We start from the raw sequence: 16,110 nt of genomic DNA, 5'->3' as shown, positions 1-16,110 counted from the left end.
GACAATTAATAATCCTTAATGTTTTAAATTTTAATTTTTAAACAATTCAATTTAAAAATTAATTTTTCCAATTCTGGATAATTTTTTATTTCGTCCCAAGAATAAGCGAAATTTTGAATATTTTTTACTCCTTTTTCAATACTTTTTAGAAAATGTTCTTTCTTCTGAACCAATCCCCGAAATCCATAAGCTCCTAAAACTTGCAAAAAACGAATCAGTTGCAGAGGTTTTATTGAATTTTCTAATTGATTTTTAACTTCTTCATTTTCCCATTTCGATAGATAAAATTTAAGCATTTCTTGTTTAAAATCTTCAGAGAAATTAGCTTTTGCTTGAAATAATAATGAAATCACATCATACATTAATGGACCTTCCATCGCCGCTTGATAATCGATGAAAAAAACTTCGTTTTCTTTTACCATGATGTTTCTGGCTTGGAAATCTCGCAACATTAAACCTCTTGGTTGCAGTTTTTCTAATAATTTTGCCAGTTCTAAAAACTCAGAAATTAATTTAGATTTTTGATAAGGCAGTTCCAAAACATCAATAAAAAAACATTTAAAATAAAATAAATCATTTAAAATTGGAAGCTCGTTGTAACTTGTATATTCAAAGGTTTTGGTGTAATCTACTTTTCCTAATGATTTTTTTTGCAGTTCAAAAAGATGTGATAAAACTTGCTTTACTAATAATTTCACTCGTTCTGTTTTACCATCTTTGGCTATAATTTCAGATAAAGTTTCATTGCCCAAGAAACTTTGGATGTAAAGATTTTCTGCCGAATTAATTTTAAAAATTTTTGGTGTATTTAAATTTAATTCTGAAAATAGTTTAGAAAAATAAAAAAAAGATTGATTTTCCGAAATATTAGAATTGAAAGTCATCACAAATTTTTGTTGTGAGTTTTCTACAATGTAATTTTTTCTGGAAGAACCGCTTTGTGGTAACTCCAAAAAACCGAGCGTTTTTTCTTGCGAAAAATCTTCAAAAAACTCTAGAATTTCTTTTTCTTCCATGGAAAAACAAAGATACTAAAAAATGAAGATTTTGTTATCTTTGTTATATGTTCAAAGATTTTTTACCGATTTTAAAAGTGATCTTAAGGTTTATTATAATTTATCTTGTTTTGCTTTTTGCGTACCAATTTTATCTGAATTATTTTGCTAGTTCTGCAATAGATCCTTTTTCAAAATGGGTTGCAGCACAAAGTGGTTTTTGCCAAAATTCTTTAGGATATACGACGGAATTGGTGGATGATGCGAGATATCACACGACTTGGTTTTACGTTAATAATAATTATATTTCTCGAATGGTAGAAGGTTGCAACGCAATCTCTATTATGATTTTATTTTTGGCATTCATTTTTGTTTTTTATAAAGGTGCAAAAACTTTTATTTTTGCGGCGGTTGGTTTAGTTGTAATTCACCTTATGAATGTTTTGAGAATTGTCTGGTTAAATATTATTTTAGTAGAATATCCGAAATATGAAACCATTTCACACCAATATATTTTTCCTGCAATTATCTATGGAACAATTGTTATTCTTTGGCTTATTTGGGTGAAGTTTTTTGTTTTAAAACCGAAAAGAAGAAATTAAAATGAGAAATTTACGATGGTTATTTGTAATTCTTGGAGTTTGTGGATTAATTGGCGTTCGCTTTGTAGAAAACCATTTATTTTATGATCCTTTTTTAGAATTTTTTAAAAGTGCAGATATCAATGCGCTTTTTCCCGATTTTAATTGGTTTCCTTTGATTTTAAATTATTTATTTCGGTTTGGTTTAAATTTAATTTTCTCCTTAATCATTGTACAAGCTTTATTTTTAAATAAAAGATGGACTTTGCAAGCGTGGGTTTTAATGACTTTGGTTTTTGCAATTACCTTTATTATTTATCTATTCTGCATTTATAATAAATTCGAAATTGGCTATTTATTTTCTTTTTATATGCGCAGATTTGTGATTCAACCACTGATTTTATTGTTGATAATTCCGCTATTTTATTACCGAAAAGTTCAGTCTGAGAAAGGTTTGGAAATTTAATTAATTCTTTATAGAATGTTTCTGAACTTGGGAAATATTTTTTTCATCCCAAATAATTTTTTTCTTAAAAGCGTGCAAACGAACGGGGCAATTTTCTACTTGGCAAATTTCACAAGAAAATTCTTTGCAATCGTCCATGTGAATGTTGAATTCAATTTTTCGGTCTGAGTTTTTTGCAATTAATTTCACAACTTCTTCCATTTCATTGTGCGCATCTCGCAGTTCATAATACCACGGTAAAGTTAAATGTGCATCCACATGAAGCCGACTTCCATATTGCTGAATTTTAGTATTGTGCAAATCTATCCACGCAGGTCTTCGGTTGTGATTTAAAAGTGAAGATAATTTACGGAGCATTTTGGGATCTGCTTCATCCATTATTCCGCCCAAAGATTTGCGTACAATTTTGTAACCGACAAAAATAATATAAATTCCAAAGAGCAAAGCAACAACCGAATCTATCCAATAAATTTTAGTAAAATAAACGATTACCAAACTTATAATCACTCCTAAAGTTGTAAAAGTATCGGCCATTAAATGTTTTCCGGAACTTTGTAAAACAATAGAATTTTGTGCTTTTCCTTTTTTAAAACTTAAATAGCCTAGAAAATAATTCACAATTGCGGTAAGTGCAACAATGTAAATACCGTAATCTATTTTATCTAAAATATTACCTTTAAACAATGAAACAACAGCTTGTCCAATTATCATTAAACCAGCAAAAATTACAAGCGCTCCTTCCACTCCAGAAGTAATGAATTCTACTTTTCCGTGTCCGTACGGATGATCTTCATCTCGTGGTTTTGAAGCCAAATAAAGCGAATATAATCCCATAAAAGCGGCAATAATATTCACAATACTTTCCATTGCATCGGAAAAAATTGCGTCGGAATTAGTTAAAAGCCAAGCTAATAATTTTCCAAAAAAAAGTAGCACACCAATTATGGCGACATTTCTTTGAAAAGCGAAACTTTTTTTTGATATTTCTGCGTCTTCTTTCATAAAAAAAACGCCCAATCTAGGCGCTCATTTTTTTTAAACTAAATTATTTTTCACTAAATATTCTGCAATTTGCACCGCATTTGTCGCGGCTCCTTTACGCAGATTATCTGCAACAATCCACATATTTAAAGTTTTATCTTGAGAATTGTCTCGGCGAATTCTACCGACGAAAACCTCATCTTTTCCTTCAGAATATAACGGCATTGGATAAAGATTATTTTTCACATCATCTTGAACTATAATTCCTGGTGTTTTTGAAAGTAATTCTTTAATATCTTCAATTTCAAAATCATTTTCAAATTCTATGTTCACACTTTCAGAATGACCACCTTGAACTGGAACTCGAACTGCAGTTGCCGTTAATTTAAATGAATTGTCATCTAAAATTTTCAAGGGTTCTGTCATTAATTTTATTTCTTCTTTGGTGTAATCATTTTCAGAAAAAACATCGCAATGTGGCAATGCATTTTTAAAAATTTCATAAGGGTAAACCTTTTTAGATTTATCTCCGAGAACTTCAGAATTTAGTTGATCCACTGCGTTTTTACCTGTTCCTGTAACGGATTGATAAGTAGAAACGACCACTCTTTTTAAATTATATTTTTTATTTAAAGGATGTAAAACCATTACCAACTGAATTGTAGAACAGTTTGGGTTTGCAATAATTTTATCTTCTTTTGTTAAAGTTTTTGCGTTAATTTCTGGGACAATCAATTTGTGTGCAAAATTCATTCTAAAAGCTGAAGAATTATCTATAACTGTAGTCCCAACTGCTGCAAATTTTGGAGCAAATTCCAAAGAAATATCACCGCCTGCAGAAAAAAGTGCAATTTCTGGTTTTGCCTCAATTGCATCTTGCATTGAAACTATTTTACATTCTTTACTTTTAAATGTAATAGTTTTTCCAACAGATTTTTCTGAGGCTACAGGAAATAATTCCGTTACGGGGAAGTTTTTTTCTTCCAAGACTTTTAACATGACTTGACCAACCATACCGGTGGCGCCAACCAAGGCTACTTTCATTACTAGTATATTTTAAAATATTGATTAATATTTTTTCAAAGAAATTTGCAAAGCGATGTATATAATATTTATCACTTTAATTATGCGCCAAAAACACGCATCCACGGAAATGCATATGCAAAAAATGCTACTGCAATCACTCCGAAAATTACAATTTTCATGGCGATTGTTTCGTGCGTTTTCGTATATCTATAAACAATTGTTAAGAGAATTGCCGCAACTAGCATTGAAAAAGGATGCTCAACAAAAGTATGTCTTGCGTAGGAATCTTTCATTAAAGTTCCGCTATCTAATGCAGCTTTAAAACCTGGAGAAAATATTAATAATAATGGGATTCCTACTAAAACCTGAATGTGAAATAGTATCATAGTGATCAAAGTTGATTTTTTTAGTAATTTAGAAATTCGGCCAGAATAACCGAACATACAGATCAAAAGTGACATTGTAAAAACCAGCACTAAAAGAAGCACTAGATAACCGATTCCTTTGTGAGCGTTTAGAAAAACATTGTAAAAATCCATAATTTATTTTTTTGATTTTGTGAAATACAAATATAAAAAAATCCCGGCTAAAAGCCGGGATTTAAAGTTATATAAAAACTGTTTTAGAAATTATATGCAATGTTTACAGAAAATGTTCTTCCGAAACCGAAAAACACTTCATTTGCTGTTGCTACACCGTGGTATAATTTACCAGCTTGTTCGTACGTTGGCGCACCTGGAGCATTACTTGTTGCGTCTGAAGCATGAATGTTAGTATAAGAATTTTGGATATAAATTTTGTCTAATAAGTTATAAACATTTGCTCTTACAGTAAAACTTTGTTTTGCATTAGGCAAACGGAATTTGTAACCAATTCCCATATCTACTAAACCATAACTGGGCAATTCTAAAGCTCCTTTTGCTGCTTTAGCTTGATCAGAAAAGTCAAGAACGTTCAAATTAGCATAAAGTTGGTTGATATATCTGTAGTTAGCACTAATTCTAAATTCTTTTATTGGTTCTACTTCGAATCCCAATGCGGCAGTCGTTTGAGCTGCGTTTCCAACTTTAATTTTATCTAAATAAAGCGTTTGGGTTGCTGCGTTTCCACTTGCAACTATATTTCCTTGGTTATCAATCGGATCATTTGACTCATTATATATGGAACCGTTTGCATTTCCTTTGTAATGCCAATCTGCAACAGCAACCATACCTGTAAGTTTTAACCACTTATTAATTCTAGAATTTGCTTCAAACTCAACCCCTTGGTGAACTTCTTCAACTCCTTGAATATTAGCATAAGCATTACTTAAGTAACCACCTCCTGGTAATTTAATACTTACTCTAGCACGCACATATTGGTCTTTCCAGGTAGTTCTATACCCATTTACATTTACATTTAACCAAGATGCTCTGAAACCATAACCTGCTTCTAAACCAAATATTTTTTCATTAGTTAAGTTCGGGTTTAAGTAATTTTTATTATTTTGATAAACTGCTTTAATAAAGGGTTGTTTAGAATAGTAACCTGCGTTAACAAAAACATTATTTCTTTCATCAATATTATAGTTTACACCTACTTTTGCATTATATCCTATAAGATTTTTAAATCCTGTTTTAGCATATAATAGAGGATTCGTAGCAGATGGTTGATTGGTTGGTGAAACTAATTTCCCGTTTAAAGTCGTTTGACCATCTACAATGAAATTATCAATTCTTTGGTAACCTTGCTGTGAAACAGAACCTTGTACAAAAGCAGAAACTTTATCATTAGAATATTCTAACTGACCGAAACCTCCATAATAAAGAACTTCTCCATCATTACTAAAGTTTACTCTATCTTTGAGAGGATCAATTTTTCCACCGAAAGGGTTAAAGCTTGCATTTGCGCTATATGTGTTGGAAACATAATTTGGTGCAGTCAAATTTAAATTTTTCGTGTCTTTGTATGCAGAAGCACCTAAAAGATCAGTAATTATATAGTAGTGATACCCGTAATAATATCTACCATCAAAACCAACTGAAAAATTTAAATTATCATTAATCTTGTGGTTGAAATTTGAAATTAAACCAAACCAGTTATGTGAATTAACAGAAGAAGCTCTAACAAGAGTACCTTTATCTGGTGTGGAAGCAGCATTTGCAGCAACAATCGCATCAAAATTGATTAAGCCATCTGCGTTTTTCCAAGAAGCATCAGCTCCTCTTTTGCCACCATTTACACCACCATAATCTGATGTTCCCCCACCTCTACCAAAAGAAGCGTAAGCAACAGTGCTTAATTTTGAACTTGGAGACATTTTCCAATCCCAGTTTAAAGACATCACCGGTTTGTGATAATAATTTCTTTTAAAAGTATATTCCTGTCCGTTTAAAACACCCTCTTCATTATTGTATCTTCTGTCTGGACTGTCGTAAGAACCTCTATCAATTAGAGTTTGTAATTTAATTTCATACGCTCGTTGGTTGTGCCATTGTGGTGCACCAGTTAAGGTAAACTGAAAATCATGTTTTCCTTTTTGGTAACCCAATGCGAAATAATAATTGTAACCTTCAAACTGGGTCCCGCTTGCATAAGTAGAACCGCCAGTTCTGCTTAATAAAAACGAGGAAGACCAACCTTTGGCGTTTTTTCCGGTATTATAGGCAAAAAGTTGTTTGTTGTAGCCGTCATTACCAAAACCGAAAGAGGCTTTACCGCCTTCCCTTCTGTCTGCTGATCTGGTTAAAATATTTACCGTTCCACCAACAGAAGCAATTGCCAATTTGGATGAACCAAGACCTCTTTGAACTTGCATCGCAGAAGTTACATCAGATAAACCAGCCCAGTTGCTCCAATAAACAGAACCGTTTTCCATGTCGTTTACAGGAACACCATTGATCATTACAGCGATATTTTCTTGAGCAAAACCTCTAATGTTTAATTTGGAATCTCCAAATCCACCACCACCTTTAGTGGCATAAACAGAAGGTGTACTGTTTAAAATTTCAGGAAATTCCTGATTTCCTAATTTTTCAATAATTTGCGATTCTTTAATTGTAGAAACAGCAACAGGCGTTTTTCTATCTTTTGCGATATCAGCAACACCGCTAATTACCACTTCATCGATAGCTTTTTCCTTACTAAGTGTATCTTTCACACTTTGAGCATAATAAACACTTGCCGTAGAAAGCGTAATTAATGCCGTAAACATTGACTTTTGAACTAAATTCATAATTAATTGTTTTTTAGAGTATCTAAGTTTGGTGCAAAAATCGTTTTTTTTTTTGAAACTATCATTAACAAAATGTTAAATTTTAATATTTTGTTAACTTATTTATTATAAAATTGGCTTGCAGACTATTATAAGCGTGGAACTGACATGTGTAACTTTTTTAAAAATGCGAAAAACCTAATTTTTTACCGCCTTTAAACTTAAATCAATATTTTTAGCCGAATGAGTAAGCGCACCTGAAGATATAAAAGTAACGCCAGTTGATGCAATTTCTTTTATATTTTCTCGCAAAATCCCACCGGAAGCTTCAGTTTCACATTTTCCCTTAATTATTTCTACTGCTTTTTTCATCATCGAAACATCCATATTATCAAGCATAATTCTATCTGCGCCTGCAATTAATGCTTCCTGAACTTCTTCTAAATTTCTAGTTTCAACTTCAATTTTCAATTTTAGTTTCTTTTCTTCGACGTAATCTTTTGCCATTTGAACGGCTTTTGTGATGCTTCCGTTGTAATCGATGTGGTTGTCTTTCAACATGATCATGTCATAAAGTCCGTATCTGTGATTGGTTCCACCGCCAATTGCAACGGCCCATTTTTCGCAAATTCTAAAATTTGGTGTGGTTTTCCGAGTATCTAAAAGTTTGGTTTTTGTACCAATTAATCTTGCGTCCCATTCATGCGTTAAAGTAGCGATACCGCTCATTCTTTGCATACAGTTTAAAACTAATCTTTCCGTAGATAAAATTGAACGGGCGCTTCCTTTTATTATAAAAGCAATATCTCCAACTCTTGCTTCTTCTCCATCTTTTATAAAAACTTCTATTTCTAAATTTTTATCAAAAGTTTTAAAAATAATTTTAGCCATTTCAACGCCTGCCAAAATGCAATTCTCTTTTACTAAAAGTTGTGCACTTTGCACCAAATCTTTTGGAATAGTGGATAAAGTAGAATGATCTCCACTTTGGATGTCTTCTTCTAAAGCGCTATTAATAAAAGTTTTTAAAGCTTTTTCGGTAATGTATTTTGGTTTTTTGCTCATCTTTTTTATATATCTTTTTTTGAATTCGCGAATCTTGCAGATTTCATTTATTTTAAATAAAATTATTATAAATTTAATTTTGATTTATCCATTCACTGTAGGAACCCACATATAATTTTGGAATTTCAAATCCTGCATAAGCCATTGCTAAAATCGTGTGACACGCAGTCACTCCTGAACCACAACTAATAGCAGTTTTTTCAGCGAAATAATTTTTAAAAAATTGATTAAACTGTTCTTTTAAAACTTCAGGTTTTTTAAATGTTCCATCCTCGTTAAGATTTTCATTAAAAGGTAAGTTTTTAGCATAAGGAATATGTCCCGCAATTTTATCAATTGGTTCTGTTTCACCGTCATATCTCGCTTTATCCCGAACATCAATTAAAGTAAATTCTGGGTTTTGACTTAAATTTTTAACAAAATCTAAATTAATTTGAGGAAAAGTCCAATCTTGATTTTCATTTAATAATTTAAAATCTGAATTTTCTTGAACCTTATTTTCTACAAAATCCATTGGAAATCCCAATTTCTCTGCCATTTGCAAACCGCCGTCTAAAACCTGAACGTTTTCTATTCCTACAGATTTCAACATCCACCAAAATCTTGACGCTGCATTTGCACCAAATTTATTATCATATATAATAATGTGTGAGTTTTTTGAAATTCCTAATCTTTGCAAAACTTTAAAAAAATCATCCAACTTGGGCAAAGGGTGTCTTCCACCAAATTTTGGATTTTCTGGAACTGCTGCTAAATCTTTGTTTAAATCAACATAAAGTGCATTTTGAAGGTGTTTTTTTAAAAAATTATCATAAGAATTTCCGCCACTTCCGGCATCTACTATGATTAGATTTTCTTTAGATAGAATTTTTTGTAATTCTTTAGCGGAAATTATGGGGGAAAGTTTCATTTTAATTTTATTTAAACCAAATCCTTATTAAAAAAAGCACCTTTATTTTCATTCATCGCAATCGACTGAACGATAATAAGTTCAGCAATATTTACCAAATTTCTTAACTCAGAAAGTTTTGGCGAAAGAATCGAATATTTGTAAAGTTGTTTTACGGCTTCGGAAATTTCTTTTTGTTTGTTTAATGCTATTTTTAAACGTTCATTACTCCGCACAATACTCACCAAATCGCTCATCATTTCTTGCAATTGCTTGCGAAGATAACTTACCAAAACCATTTCATCCATCATTTTCATTCCGGCCTCATTCCATTCTGGAATTGCTTTTAAATCTTCAAAATTAAATTCATTTTTTTCTAAAAGTTCTACCGTTTTCATTGCGGCATTATGACCAAAAACCAAACCTTCCAGCAAAGAATTGGAAGCCAAACGATTTGCGCCATGTAAACCAGAATTTGTACATTCTCCAACTGCAAAAAGATTTTTTATAGAAGATTGTCCGTCTTTGTCAATTTCAATTCCGCCACAAAGATAATGACACGCAGGAACTACAGGAATTAAATCTTTAAATGGATCAATTCCTTCATCTAAACATTTTTTATAAATATTTGGGAAATGTTCTAAAAATTTCTCTTTGTTCATTTTCCGGCAATCCAAACCAACAAATTCATCACCCGTAATTTTCATTTCATTATCAATTGCTCTTGCAACAATATCGCGCGACGCCATTTCTTCCCGTACATCATATTTTGCCATAAAAGCTTCTCCATTTTTCAAGCGCAATTTTGCACCATCACCACGAACGGCTTCAGAAATTAAAAACAACATTCCATCAATTTTGCTGTAAAGCGCCGTCGGATGAAATTGGTAATATTGCATATTGGAAACTTTTCCTTTTGCTCGAGAAACGAAAGCAATTCCGTCGCCAGTTGCAATAATCGGATTGGTCGTATTTTTATAAACGTGACCTGCACCGCCAGTTGCGACCAAAGTTATTTTTGCTGTAATTTTTTTGATTTTTTTTGATTTTTCATCCAAAATATAAGCTCCATAACAACTGATATTTCCTTCATCCAATTCCTTTCCCGGAACGTGGTGTTGCGTAATCAAATCTATCACATAATGATACGGCAACATTTCAATATTTTCAGAATTATTTACGGTTTCTAAAAGTGCACGTTCGATTTCAAATCCTGTAATATCTTTATGATGTACAATTCTGTTTTCTGTGTGACCGCCTTCTCTTCCAAGCATTAATTCGCCATCTTTTTGATCAAATTTAGTTCCCCAATCTACCAATTCTTTAAATCGTTTCGGGCCTTCTTCCACTACCATTTTTACTATAGAAATATCGTTTTCTCCATCTCCAGCGCGCATAGTGTCATCAATATGTTTTTGGAAAGTATCGTGATCAAAATCTGTTACTACAGCTAAACCGCCTTGTGCGTATTTTGTATTGCTTTCGTCTTCATCGGCTTTTGTAACGATGATAATTTTAGCTTCGGGCATTTTCTCCGAAATCTTTATCGCGTAAGAAAGTCCGGAAATACCAGAACCGATTACGAGAACATCTGCTTTTATCATTTAAAGATGTTTTGAAGTGATTTTATTTGATTTAATTGTTTGATAACATATTTATATTTCATCAAATAATTACAAAAATTTAAATAGTTTTTCATCAGGTTTTCTTACCTTTTCTAAAGTTTTAAAAAAATCGTCATCTGCTCTGTAACCTAAAGCCAAAGTGACACAGACTTTTTCTTTTTCAGAATCTATATCTAAAATTTCAGCCATTAATTCTGCGTCAAAACCTTCCATCGGACAAGAATCTACTTTTTCTAAAGCTGCAGCAAACATCAGATTCCCCAAAACAATGTAAGTTTGTTTTTCAGCCCAACTTTCCAATTCTTTTTTTTGAAGATTTACAAGATGATGATCTATAGAATTTCTAAAACCAGCTAAAATTTCTGGTGGTGTTTTTCTTACTTCTGTAATATGTTTGAAATAGCCGTCCAAATAATGTGCTTCAATATTTTTTCGGGAAATTAAAACTATTAAGTGTGAACAAGTAGAAATTTGCGAAGGATTTCCAAAAGCAGGAATTAATTTTTCTTTAATTTCTGAACTTTCTACAACCAAAATTCTGTAAGGTTGTAAACCCAAAGAACTAGCCGCTAATTTTCCAGCTTCTAAAATGGGGGACAAATTTTCCCGAGATACGGGAATTTCTTTATTAAATTTTTTTACTGAGTAACGCTGTTTTAAAGCATCTATGTAATTCATCTAACAAATATAAATATTTTAAAAAAGATATTTACTTTAAAGGTTTACTGATTTTTTGCAATCTTGATTAAAATTATTCCTGGAAAAGGCCTCCATTATTTGCGTTTTCAAAATAATCATCAGTTTCCAGATTTTCACCTTGCGAAGCTTTTACTGCAATTTTATCACAAATTTCATTTTGAATATGTCCGTCATGACCTTTTATCCAATGAAATGTAACCTTGTGTTTCTTTAATAAAGGAATTAAACGTTGCCACAAATCGGGGTTTTTTTTATTTTTAAACCCAATTTTCACCCAGTTTTGCAACCATTTTTTGTTAATCGCTTCAGAAACATATTTGCTATCTGTGAAAACATGAACGTCTTCTTCCCCATTTTTAAGTTGTTCTAACCCAACAATTACCGCCAAAAGTTCCATTCGATTGTTTGTAGTCAAACGAAAACCTTGCGCAAAATTTTTAGAATAATTTTTTTCGGGCATTTCCATTACAATTCCAAAACCACCTTTTCCGGGATTTCCACTGCATGCGCCGTCTGTGTAAATATTAATTGTCAAAATTTTATTCTTTTAATTTGTTCTTGCAGAACTTATTTTCTCGCAGATTTTACAGATAAAGCAGATAAATTGCAAAAAAAATATTCCAAATTTGCTATATCTGTGAGAATTTTCAGTAAATTTTTTTAGACTTTTGCGAGAAAAATTTTTAAAACGGCATTCCGTCGTCTTCATTATTCATTGCGGAACCAGAGACGTTTGGTTTTTTAGGTAAATCAAAAGCTGCTCCCGGATCTATGGTTGTTCTAAGTTTTTCAAAACCTGAAAGTTGATCATTTTTTTCAAAATTAGAAGCTTGGTAATCGTTTGGACCTCCAAATAAATTAAGGTCTGCAAATTTTGCAATATTCTTATAGAAAGATAATCGAACATCAGCTGTTGCGCCATTTCTATGTTTTGCAATAATTAATTCTGCTTGATTTTCTGTGTGAGATTCTTCACCTTCTGGATCATTATCCCAAGTGGCGATTTTATAATATTCTGGGCGGAAAATAAAAGATACAATATCTGCATCTTGTTCGATTGCGCCAGATTCTCGTAAATCTGAAAGTTGTGGTCTTTTCCCAGTTCTTGTCTCTACACTTCTTGAAAGTTGTGAAAGCGCAATTACTGGAACATTTAATTCTTTCGCAATAGCCTTTAATGAACGGGAAATAGTCGCAATCTCTTGTTCTCTATTTCCTGCGCCACCTTTTCCAGAATTAGCGGTCATTAATTGTAAATAATCTACCATTATAATTTTCACGCCGTGTTGCATAACCAATCTTCGACATTTTGCACGAAAATCGAAAACAGAAAGTGACGGTGTTTCATCAATAAATAAAGGAGCATTTTCTAATTCGGAAACATTTCTAAATAAAATTTCCCATTCTTCATCGGTCATTTGACCTTTCCGTAATTTTTCAGAAGAAATGCCGGTTTCTGAAGCAATCATTCTTGTAATTAATTGAACAGAAGCCATTTCTAAAGAAAATAAAGCCAAAGGAATTTTATGTTCTACTGCAATATTTCTTGCCATTGAAAGTAGAAACGCAGTTTTTCCCATTGCAGGTCTTGCTGCAATAATAATTAAATCTGAATTTTGCCAACCGCCGGTTTCTTTATCAATTGCTGTAAAACCAGAAGGTATTCCGGAAATACCTTCTTTGTCTCGTAATAATTTAATTTTTTCTATCGCTTCTTTTACTAAAGAATTTGCGGTGTCAAATCCTTTTTTAATAGTTCCGTTTGTAATTTCAAAAAAAGATTGTTCTGCTTTATCTAATAATTCAAAAACATCGGTAGTTTCTTTATAAGAATTGTCGATTACATTTGCTGAAACATTAATAAGAGAACGCAAAATAAATTTTTCTAGAACAATTCTAATGTGATATTCAATATGCGCAGAAGAACTTACGGCTAAAGTTAAATCTATAATATAATTATCGCCACCTGCGGAACTTAAACGTTCTGTTTTTTTTAAGGCTTGAATTACAGTCATTAAATCAACTGGCGCATTGTCTTCAAATAAAGAAGTTATCACTTTAAAAATTTCTTGATGACGCGGATCATAAAAAACTTCGGAACGTAAAAGATCAATTCCGTAATCCAAACCTTTTCTATCAATCAAGAAAGAACCGAGAACTAATTTCTCAAATTCTACGGCATTCGGCGGCATTTTACCATCAGAAATGGATAATTCTTTTGCAAAATTACCGTGGATGAGTGAAGAAAGTGTTTCTTTTTGTGACATGGTACAAAGATAAAATAATAAAACTTTGATGGAAAATTACTAACTAACAAAATAAAAAAATGTAGCACAAATAATTAATTTTCAATTAATTAAAAAATTATTATTGTTAGTAAGTTGAAAAATACAATCTCAAACTTATAGCCCCGATTGAAATGGAAATCCTTTTTTTCAAAAAAAAGATTGTAATGAAAAGCGGGTGTAAAATGGGAAAAAACAAAAAACGAAATGCTTCAAAAATTTAATATTCCATTTTACGAAGTTTTGGAAATTTTGTTGCCACAAAAGCAGAAATTAAAACCGTCATAACCCCTCCAAAAACTACAGAGCGAACAACGCCCATTAATTTTGCAGCGACCCCGCTTTCAAATTGACCCATTTCGTTACTTGACATTATAAAAATAGAATTCACACTCAAAACGCGACCACGAATATGATCTGGCGTTTTCAACTGAACAATTGTACCACGAATGACTACTGAAATTCCATCTAACATTCCGCTTAACATTAAAAAGAAAAAGGATAAAGCGTACCATTCTGAAAAGCCAAAACCCATGATGCAAAATCCGAAACCCGCAACTGCAGCTAATAAAATTTTACCTTGATTTTTGCGTAAAGGAATTAAAGATAAAAGCAAAATAATACACATGGAACCAATGTCTGAAGCGGCATTTAAAAAACCAAAACCTTCTGCTCCTACTTTTAAAATATCACTTGCGTAAACGGGAATCATTGCAACTGCACCACCAAATAAAACCGCAAACATATCTAAAGAAAGCGCTCCCAAAATTTCTTTTGTTTTATAAATATAATGAATTCCTTCGCGCATACTTTCCCAAACTTTTACTTCTTTTTTATCGTAATCTGATTCTTGTTTGTTTAATTTCCAAAAAAAGAAACTGGCAAAAATAACGAGTCCAATTATTACAACTAAAGTCCATTTTAAAGTAATATAAGCAATAAGCAAACCTCCAATTGCGTGTCCACAAACTGCTGCGATAAGAAATGTCGCTTGATTTAATGTTATTGCATAAGCTAAATTCTCTTGTTTTACTATTTTTGGAATCATTGAAGGCACAATTGGTCCGATAAAAGCACGTGCGATTCCTGTAAAAAATATGACTCCATAAATATAATATGTGGTTTGATGACCAGTAAATCCTAAGTTTATAAAAGCAGGGATTAAAAGTAAAGCAATTAGTATAACATAGGAATAATTACAAATGAGTAATAATTTCTTTTTCTCATTCATATCAATTACATGCCCCGCATAAAGTGCGGTAGAAACAGCCGGAACAACTTCTGACAAACCAATTAAACCAATTGAAAGTGGATCTTTAGTCAACTGATAAACCCACCATCCTAAAAGAGTTGCCAACATTCTGAATGCAAATATTATAAAAAAACGCCCAGAAAGAAGATGGCGGAATTCAATATTTCTGAGAATAAGAAGTGGTTTTAGCGAAATCATTTGGCAAAAATAAATTTTTAAAGAATTAAAAGAGAATTATTTTTAAATTTTAAACGAATAAAGATTTACAAATGCATTAATTAAAAATGAAAAAAACCACACTTAAAAAGTATGGTTTGGAAATGATAATCAACTGATATTAAGCTTTAGAAGCTTCTACAGAGACTTTTCTAAATTCTTTAAATAATTTGCTTAATTCTAAAGCTGCTTTTCTTGCTCTTGTACCTGCTGCTTTATTTCCTTTTTCTACTTGTTGTGTAGATTCGTTTGTAAATGCTTCAAATTCTGCATTAATTTTTCCAATAAGATCTTTCATAGTAAATTTTAATTGTTAAAAGTAAACACAAATATAAGATTTTAGGTGGATTAACCGCAAGTTTTCTGAATTTTTTTAAATAAAAATTAAAATATTTATTAAATCTTGTTTATGTAAAATAAAAAACGCTGAAAATCAAAAGATTAACAGCGTTTAAAGTACCTCGGACGGGACTTGAACCCGTACATCCTTACGGACACAGGATTTTAAGTCCTGCGTGTCTACCAATTCCACCACCAAGGCAAAGTGTGGAGCGAAAAACGGGATTCGAACCCGCGACCCCGACCTTGGCAAGGTCGTGCTCTACCAGCTGAGCTATTTTCGCATTTTATTTTCAAAAATATCTCAAAAATGGTGCGGATGAAGGGACTCGAACCCACACACCTCACGGCACCAGATCCTAAGTCTGGCGTGTCTACCAATTCCACCACATCCGCTTAAAAATGAACTTCTTTTCTTTTTTTGTGACTGCAAAGATATAATGTTTTAATTTTTACAGCAAATTTTTTTGAATAAAAATAAAAAAAATAATTTTTGCT

Annotated in this window: 15 protein-coding genes and 3 tRNA genes; 2 read left to right on the top strand and 16 right to left on the bottom strand. The window is 32.0% G+C overall.

Translation table 11 applies throughout. The annotated features are described in order from the left end of the window. Positions 1 to 23 precede the first annotated feature (23 nt). Entirely contained in the window at positions 24 to 1,016 is a 993-nt protein-coding gene (locus tag ACN0WB_RS01750) for a phosphotransferase (protein ID WP_417428218.1), read from the bottom strand. Positions 1,017 to 1,063: 47 nt separating this feature from the next. Between ACN0WB_RS01750 and xrtF the strand changes: the two genes are divergently transcribed. Together xrtF and ACN0WB_RS01740 are read left to right on the top strand one after the other, a co-directional pair. After that, positions 1,064 to 1,597 carry an exosortase family protein XrtF gene (gene xrtF / locus ACN0WB_RS01745; protein WP_417428216.1) on the top strand — a complete coding sequence of 178 codons (534 nt, stop codon included), beginning with the start codon at positions 1,064 to 1,066 and terminating at the stop codon, positions 1,595 to 1,597. A 1-nt stretch (position 1,598) separates the two neighbouring features. Beyond that, positions 1,599 to 2,042 (top strand): exosortase F system-associated membrane protein, encoded by a 444-nt coding sequence (locus ACN0WB_RS01740; protein WP_417428214.1) that lies wholly within the window; start codon positions 1,599 to 1,601, stop codon positions 2,040 to 2,042. Here ACN0WB_RS01740 and ACN0WB_RS01735 read toward each other — a convergent pair whose 3' ends face one another. The 15 genes from ACN0WB_RS01735 to ACN0WB_RS01665 all read right to left on the bottom strand — a co-directional run bounded on the left by ACN0WB_RS01735 (position 2,043) and on the right by ACN0WB_RS01665 (position 16,008). Beyond that, on the bottom strand, positions 2,043 to 3,044 hold the full coding sequence (locus ACN0WB_RS01735; protein WP_417428212.1) for a cation diffusion facilitator family transporter: 1,002 nt from the start codon (positions 3,042 to 3,044) through the stop codon (positions 2,043 to 2,045). Positions 3,045 to 3,077: 33 nt separating this feature from the next. Further along, on the bottom strand, positions 3,078 to 4,067 hold the full coding sequence (locus tag ACN0WB_RS01730) for an aspartate-semialdehyde dehydrogenase (protein ID WP_417428210.1): 990 nt from the start codon (positions 4,065 to 4,067) through the stop codon (positions 3,078 to 3,080). A gap of 80 nt (positions 4,068 to 4,147) precedes the next feature. Then, on the bottom strand, positions 4,148 to 4,588 hold the full coding sequence (locus tag ACN0WB_RS01725) for a hypothetical protein (RefSeq protein ID WP_417428208.1): 441 nt from the start codon (positions 4,586 to 4,588) through the stop codon (positions 4,148 to 4,150). A gap of 83 nt (positions 4,589 to 4,671) precedes the next feature. Next, entirely contained in the window at positions 4,672 to 7,263 is a 2,592-nt protein-coding gene (locus tag ACN0WB_RS01720) for a TonB-dependent receptor (RefSeq protein ID WP_417428206.1), read from the bottom strand. Between the two features lie 177 nt (positions 7,264 to 7,440). Further along, positions 7,441 to 8,307, bottom strand: a complete 867-nt coding sequence (nadC, locus tag ACN0WB_RS01715; protein ID WP_417428204.1) for a carboxylating nicotinate-nucleotide diphosphorylase — start codon at positions 8,305 to 8,307, stop codon at positions 7,441 to 7,443. Between the two features lie 73 nt (positions 8,308 to 8,380). Continuing rightward, positions 8,381 to 9,217 (bottom strand): sulfurtransferase, encoded by an 837-nt coding sequence (locus tag ACN0WB_RS01710; RefSeq protein ID WP_417428202.1) that lies wholly within the window; start codon positions 9,215 to 9,217, stop codon positions 8,381 to 8,383. A gap of 11 nt (positions 9,218 to 9,228) precedes the next feature. Next, complete coding sequence (nadB, locus tag ACN0WB_RS01705) at positions 9,229 to 10,800, bottom strand: L-aspartate oxidase (RefSeq protein WP_417428201.1); 1,572 nt, start codon at positions 10,798 to 10,800, stop codon at positions 9,229 to 9,231. A 69-nt stretch (positions 10,801 to 10,869) separates the two neighbouring features. Next, complete coding sequence (locus tag ACN0WB_RS01700) at positions 10,870 to 11,499, bottom strand: NAD(P)H-dependent oxidoreductase (protein WP_417428199.1); 630 nt, start codon at positions 11,497 to 11,499, stop codon at positions 10,870 to 10,872. Between the two features lie 73 nt (positions 11,500 to 11,572). Next, positions 11,573 to 12,055 (bottom strand): ribonuclease HI, encoded by a 483-nt coding sequence (gene rnhA / locus ACN0WB_RS01695; protein ID WP_417428197.1) that lies wholly within the window; start codon positions 12,053 to 12,055, stop codon positions 11,573 to 11,575. A gap of 148 nt (positions 12,056 to 12,203) precedes the next feature. Beyond that, positions 12,204 to 13,787, bottom strand: a complete 1,584-nt coding sequence (dnaB, locus tag ACN0WB_RS01690; RefSeq protein ID WP_417428195.1) for a replicative DNA helicase — start codon at positions 13,785 to 13,787, stop codon at positions 12,204 to 12,206. Between the two features lie 238 nt (positions 13,788 to 14,025). Then, a complete protein-coding gene (locus ACN0WB_RS01685) occupies positions 14,026 to 15,255 on the bottom strand; it encodes an MFS transporter (RefSeq protein ID WP_417428193.1) in 1,230 nt (409 codons plus the stop codon). A gap of 139 nt (positions 15,256 to 15,394) precedes the next feature. After that, the gene (locus tag ACN0WB_RS01680) at positions 15,395 to 15,571 is read right to left on the bottom strand and encodes a histone H1 (protein ID WP_417428190.1); all 177 of its coding nucleotides are present in this window, start codon (positions 15,569 to 15,571) and stop codon (positions 15,395 to 15,397) included. Positions 15,572 to 15,730: 159 nt separating this feature from the next. Continuing rightward, a tRNA-Leu gene (locus tag ACN0WB_RS01675) sits at positions 15,731 to 15,814 on the bottom strand. A 6-nt stretch (positions 15,815 to 15,820) separates the two neighbouring features. Further along, a tRNA-Gly gene (locus ACN0WB_RS01670) sits at positions 15,821 to 15,896 on the bottom strand. A 27-nt stretch (positions 15,897 to 15,923) separates the two neighbouring features. Beyond that, positions 15,924 to 16,008 (bottom strand) — tRNA-Leu (locus tag ACN0WB_RS01665). Positions 16,009 to 16,110 lie beyond the last annotated feature (102 nt).

Origin of the sequence: Halpernia sp., from assembly GCF_048269545.1 — a bacterium.
GTDB lineage: Bacteria > Bacteroidota > Bacteroidia > Flavobacteriales > Weeksellaceae > Halpernia.
Note: the sequence above shows the minus strand (reverse complement) of the source record. Positions and strands in the feature narration are given on the sequence as shown.

Coding starts and splice junctions, on each gene's coding strand:
- ACN0WB_RS01750 (WP_417428218.1), bottom strand. CDS start 1,016: ATGGAAGAAAAAGAAATTCTAGAGTTTTTTGAAGATTTTTCGCAAGAA.
- xrtF (WP_417428216.1), top strand. CDS start 1,064: ATGTTCAAAGATTTTTTACCGATTTTAAAAGTGATCTTAAGGTTTATT.
- ACN0WB_RS01740 (WP_417428214.1), top strand. CDS start 1,599: ATGAGAAATTTACGATGGTTATTTGTAATTCTTGGAGTTTGTGGATTA.
- ACN0WB_RS01735 (WP_417428212.1), bottom strand. CDS start 3,044: ATGAAAGAAGACGCAGAAATATCAAAAAAAAGTTTCGCTTTTCAAAGA.
- ACN0WB_RS01730 (WP_417428210.1), bottom strand. CDS start 4,067: ATGAAAGTAGCCTTGGTTGGCGCCACCGGTATGGTTGGTCAAGTCATG.
- ACN0WB_RS01725 (WP_417428208.1), bottom strand. CDS start 4,588: ATGGATTTTTACAATGTTTTTCTAAACGCTCACAAAGGAATCGGTTAT.
- ACN0WB_RS01720 (WP_417428206.1), bottom strand. CDS start 7,263: ATGAATTTAGTTCAAAAGTCAATGTTTACGGCATTAATTACGCTTTCT.
- nadC (WP_417428204.1), bottom strand. CDS start 8,307: ATGAGCAAAAAACCAAAATACATTACCGAAAAAGCTTTAAAAACTTTT.
- ACN0WB_RS01710 (WP_417428202.1), bottom strand. CDS start 9,217: ATGAAACTTTCCCCCATAATTTCCGCTAAAGAATTACAAAAAATTCTA.
- nadB (WP_417428201.1), bottom strand. CDS start 10,800: ATGATAAAAGCAGATGTTCTCGTAATCGGTTCTGGTATTTCCGGACTT.
- ACN0WB_RS01700 (WP_417428199.1), bottom strand. CDS start 11,499: ATGAATTACATAGATGCTTTAAAACAGCGTTACTCAGTAAAAAAATTT.
- dnaB (WP_417428195.1), bottom strand. CDS start 13,787: ATGTCACAAAAAGAAACACTTTCTTCACTCATCCACGGTAATTTTGCA.
- ACN0WB_RS01685 (WP_417428193.1), bottom strand. CDS start 15,255: ATGATTTCGCTAAAACCACTTCTTATTCTCAGAAATATTGAATTCCGC.
- ACN0WB_RS01680 (WP_417428190.1), bottom strand. CDS start 15,571: ATGAAAGATCTTATTGGAAAAATTAATGCAGAATTTGAAGCATTTACA.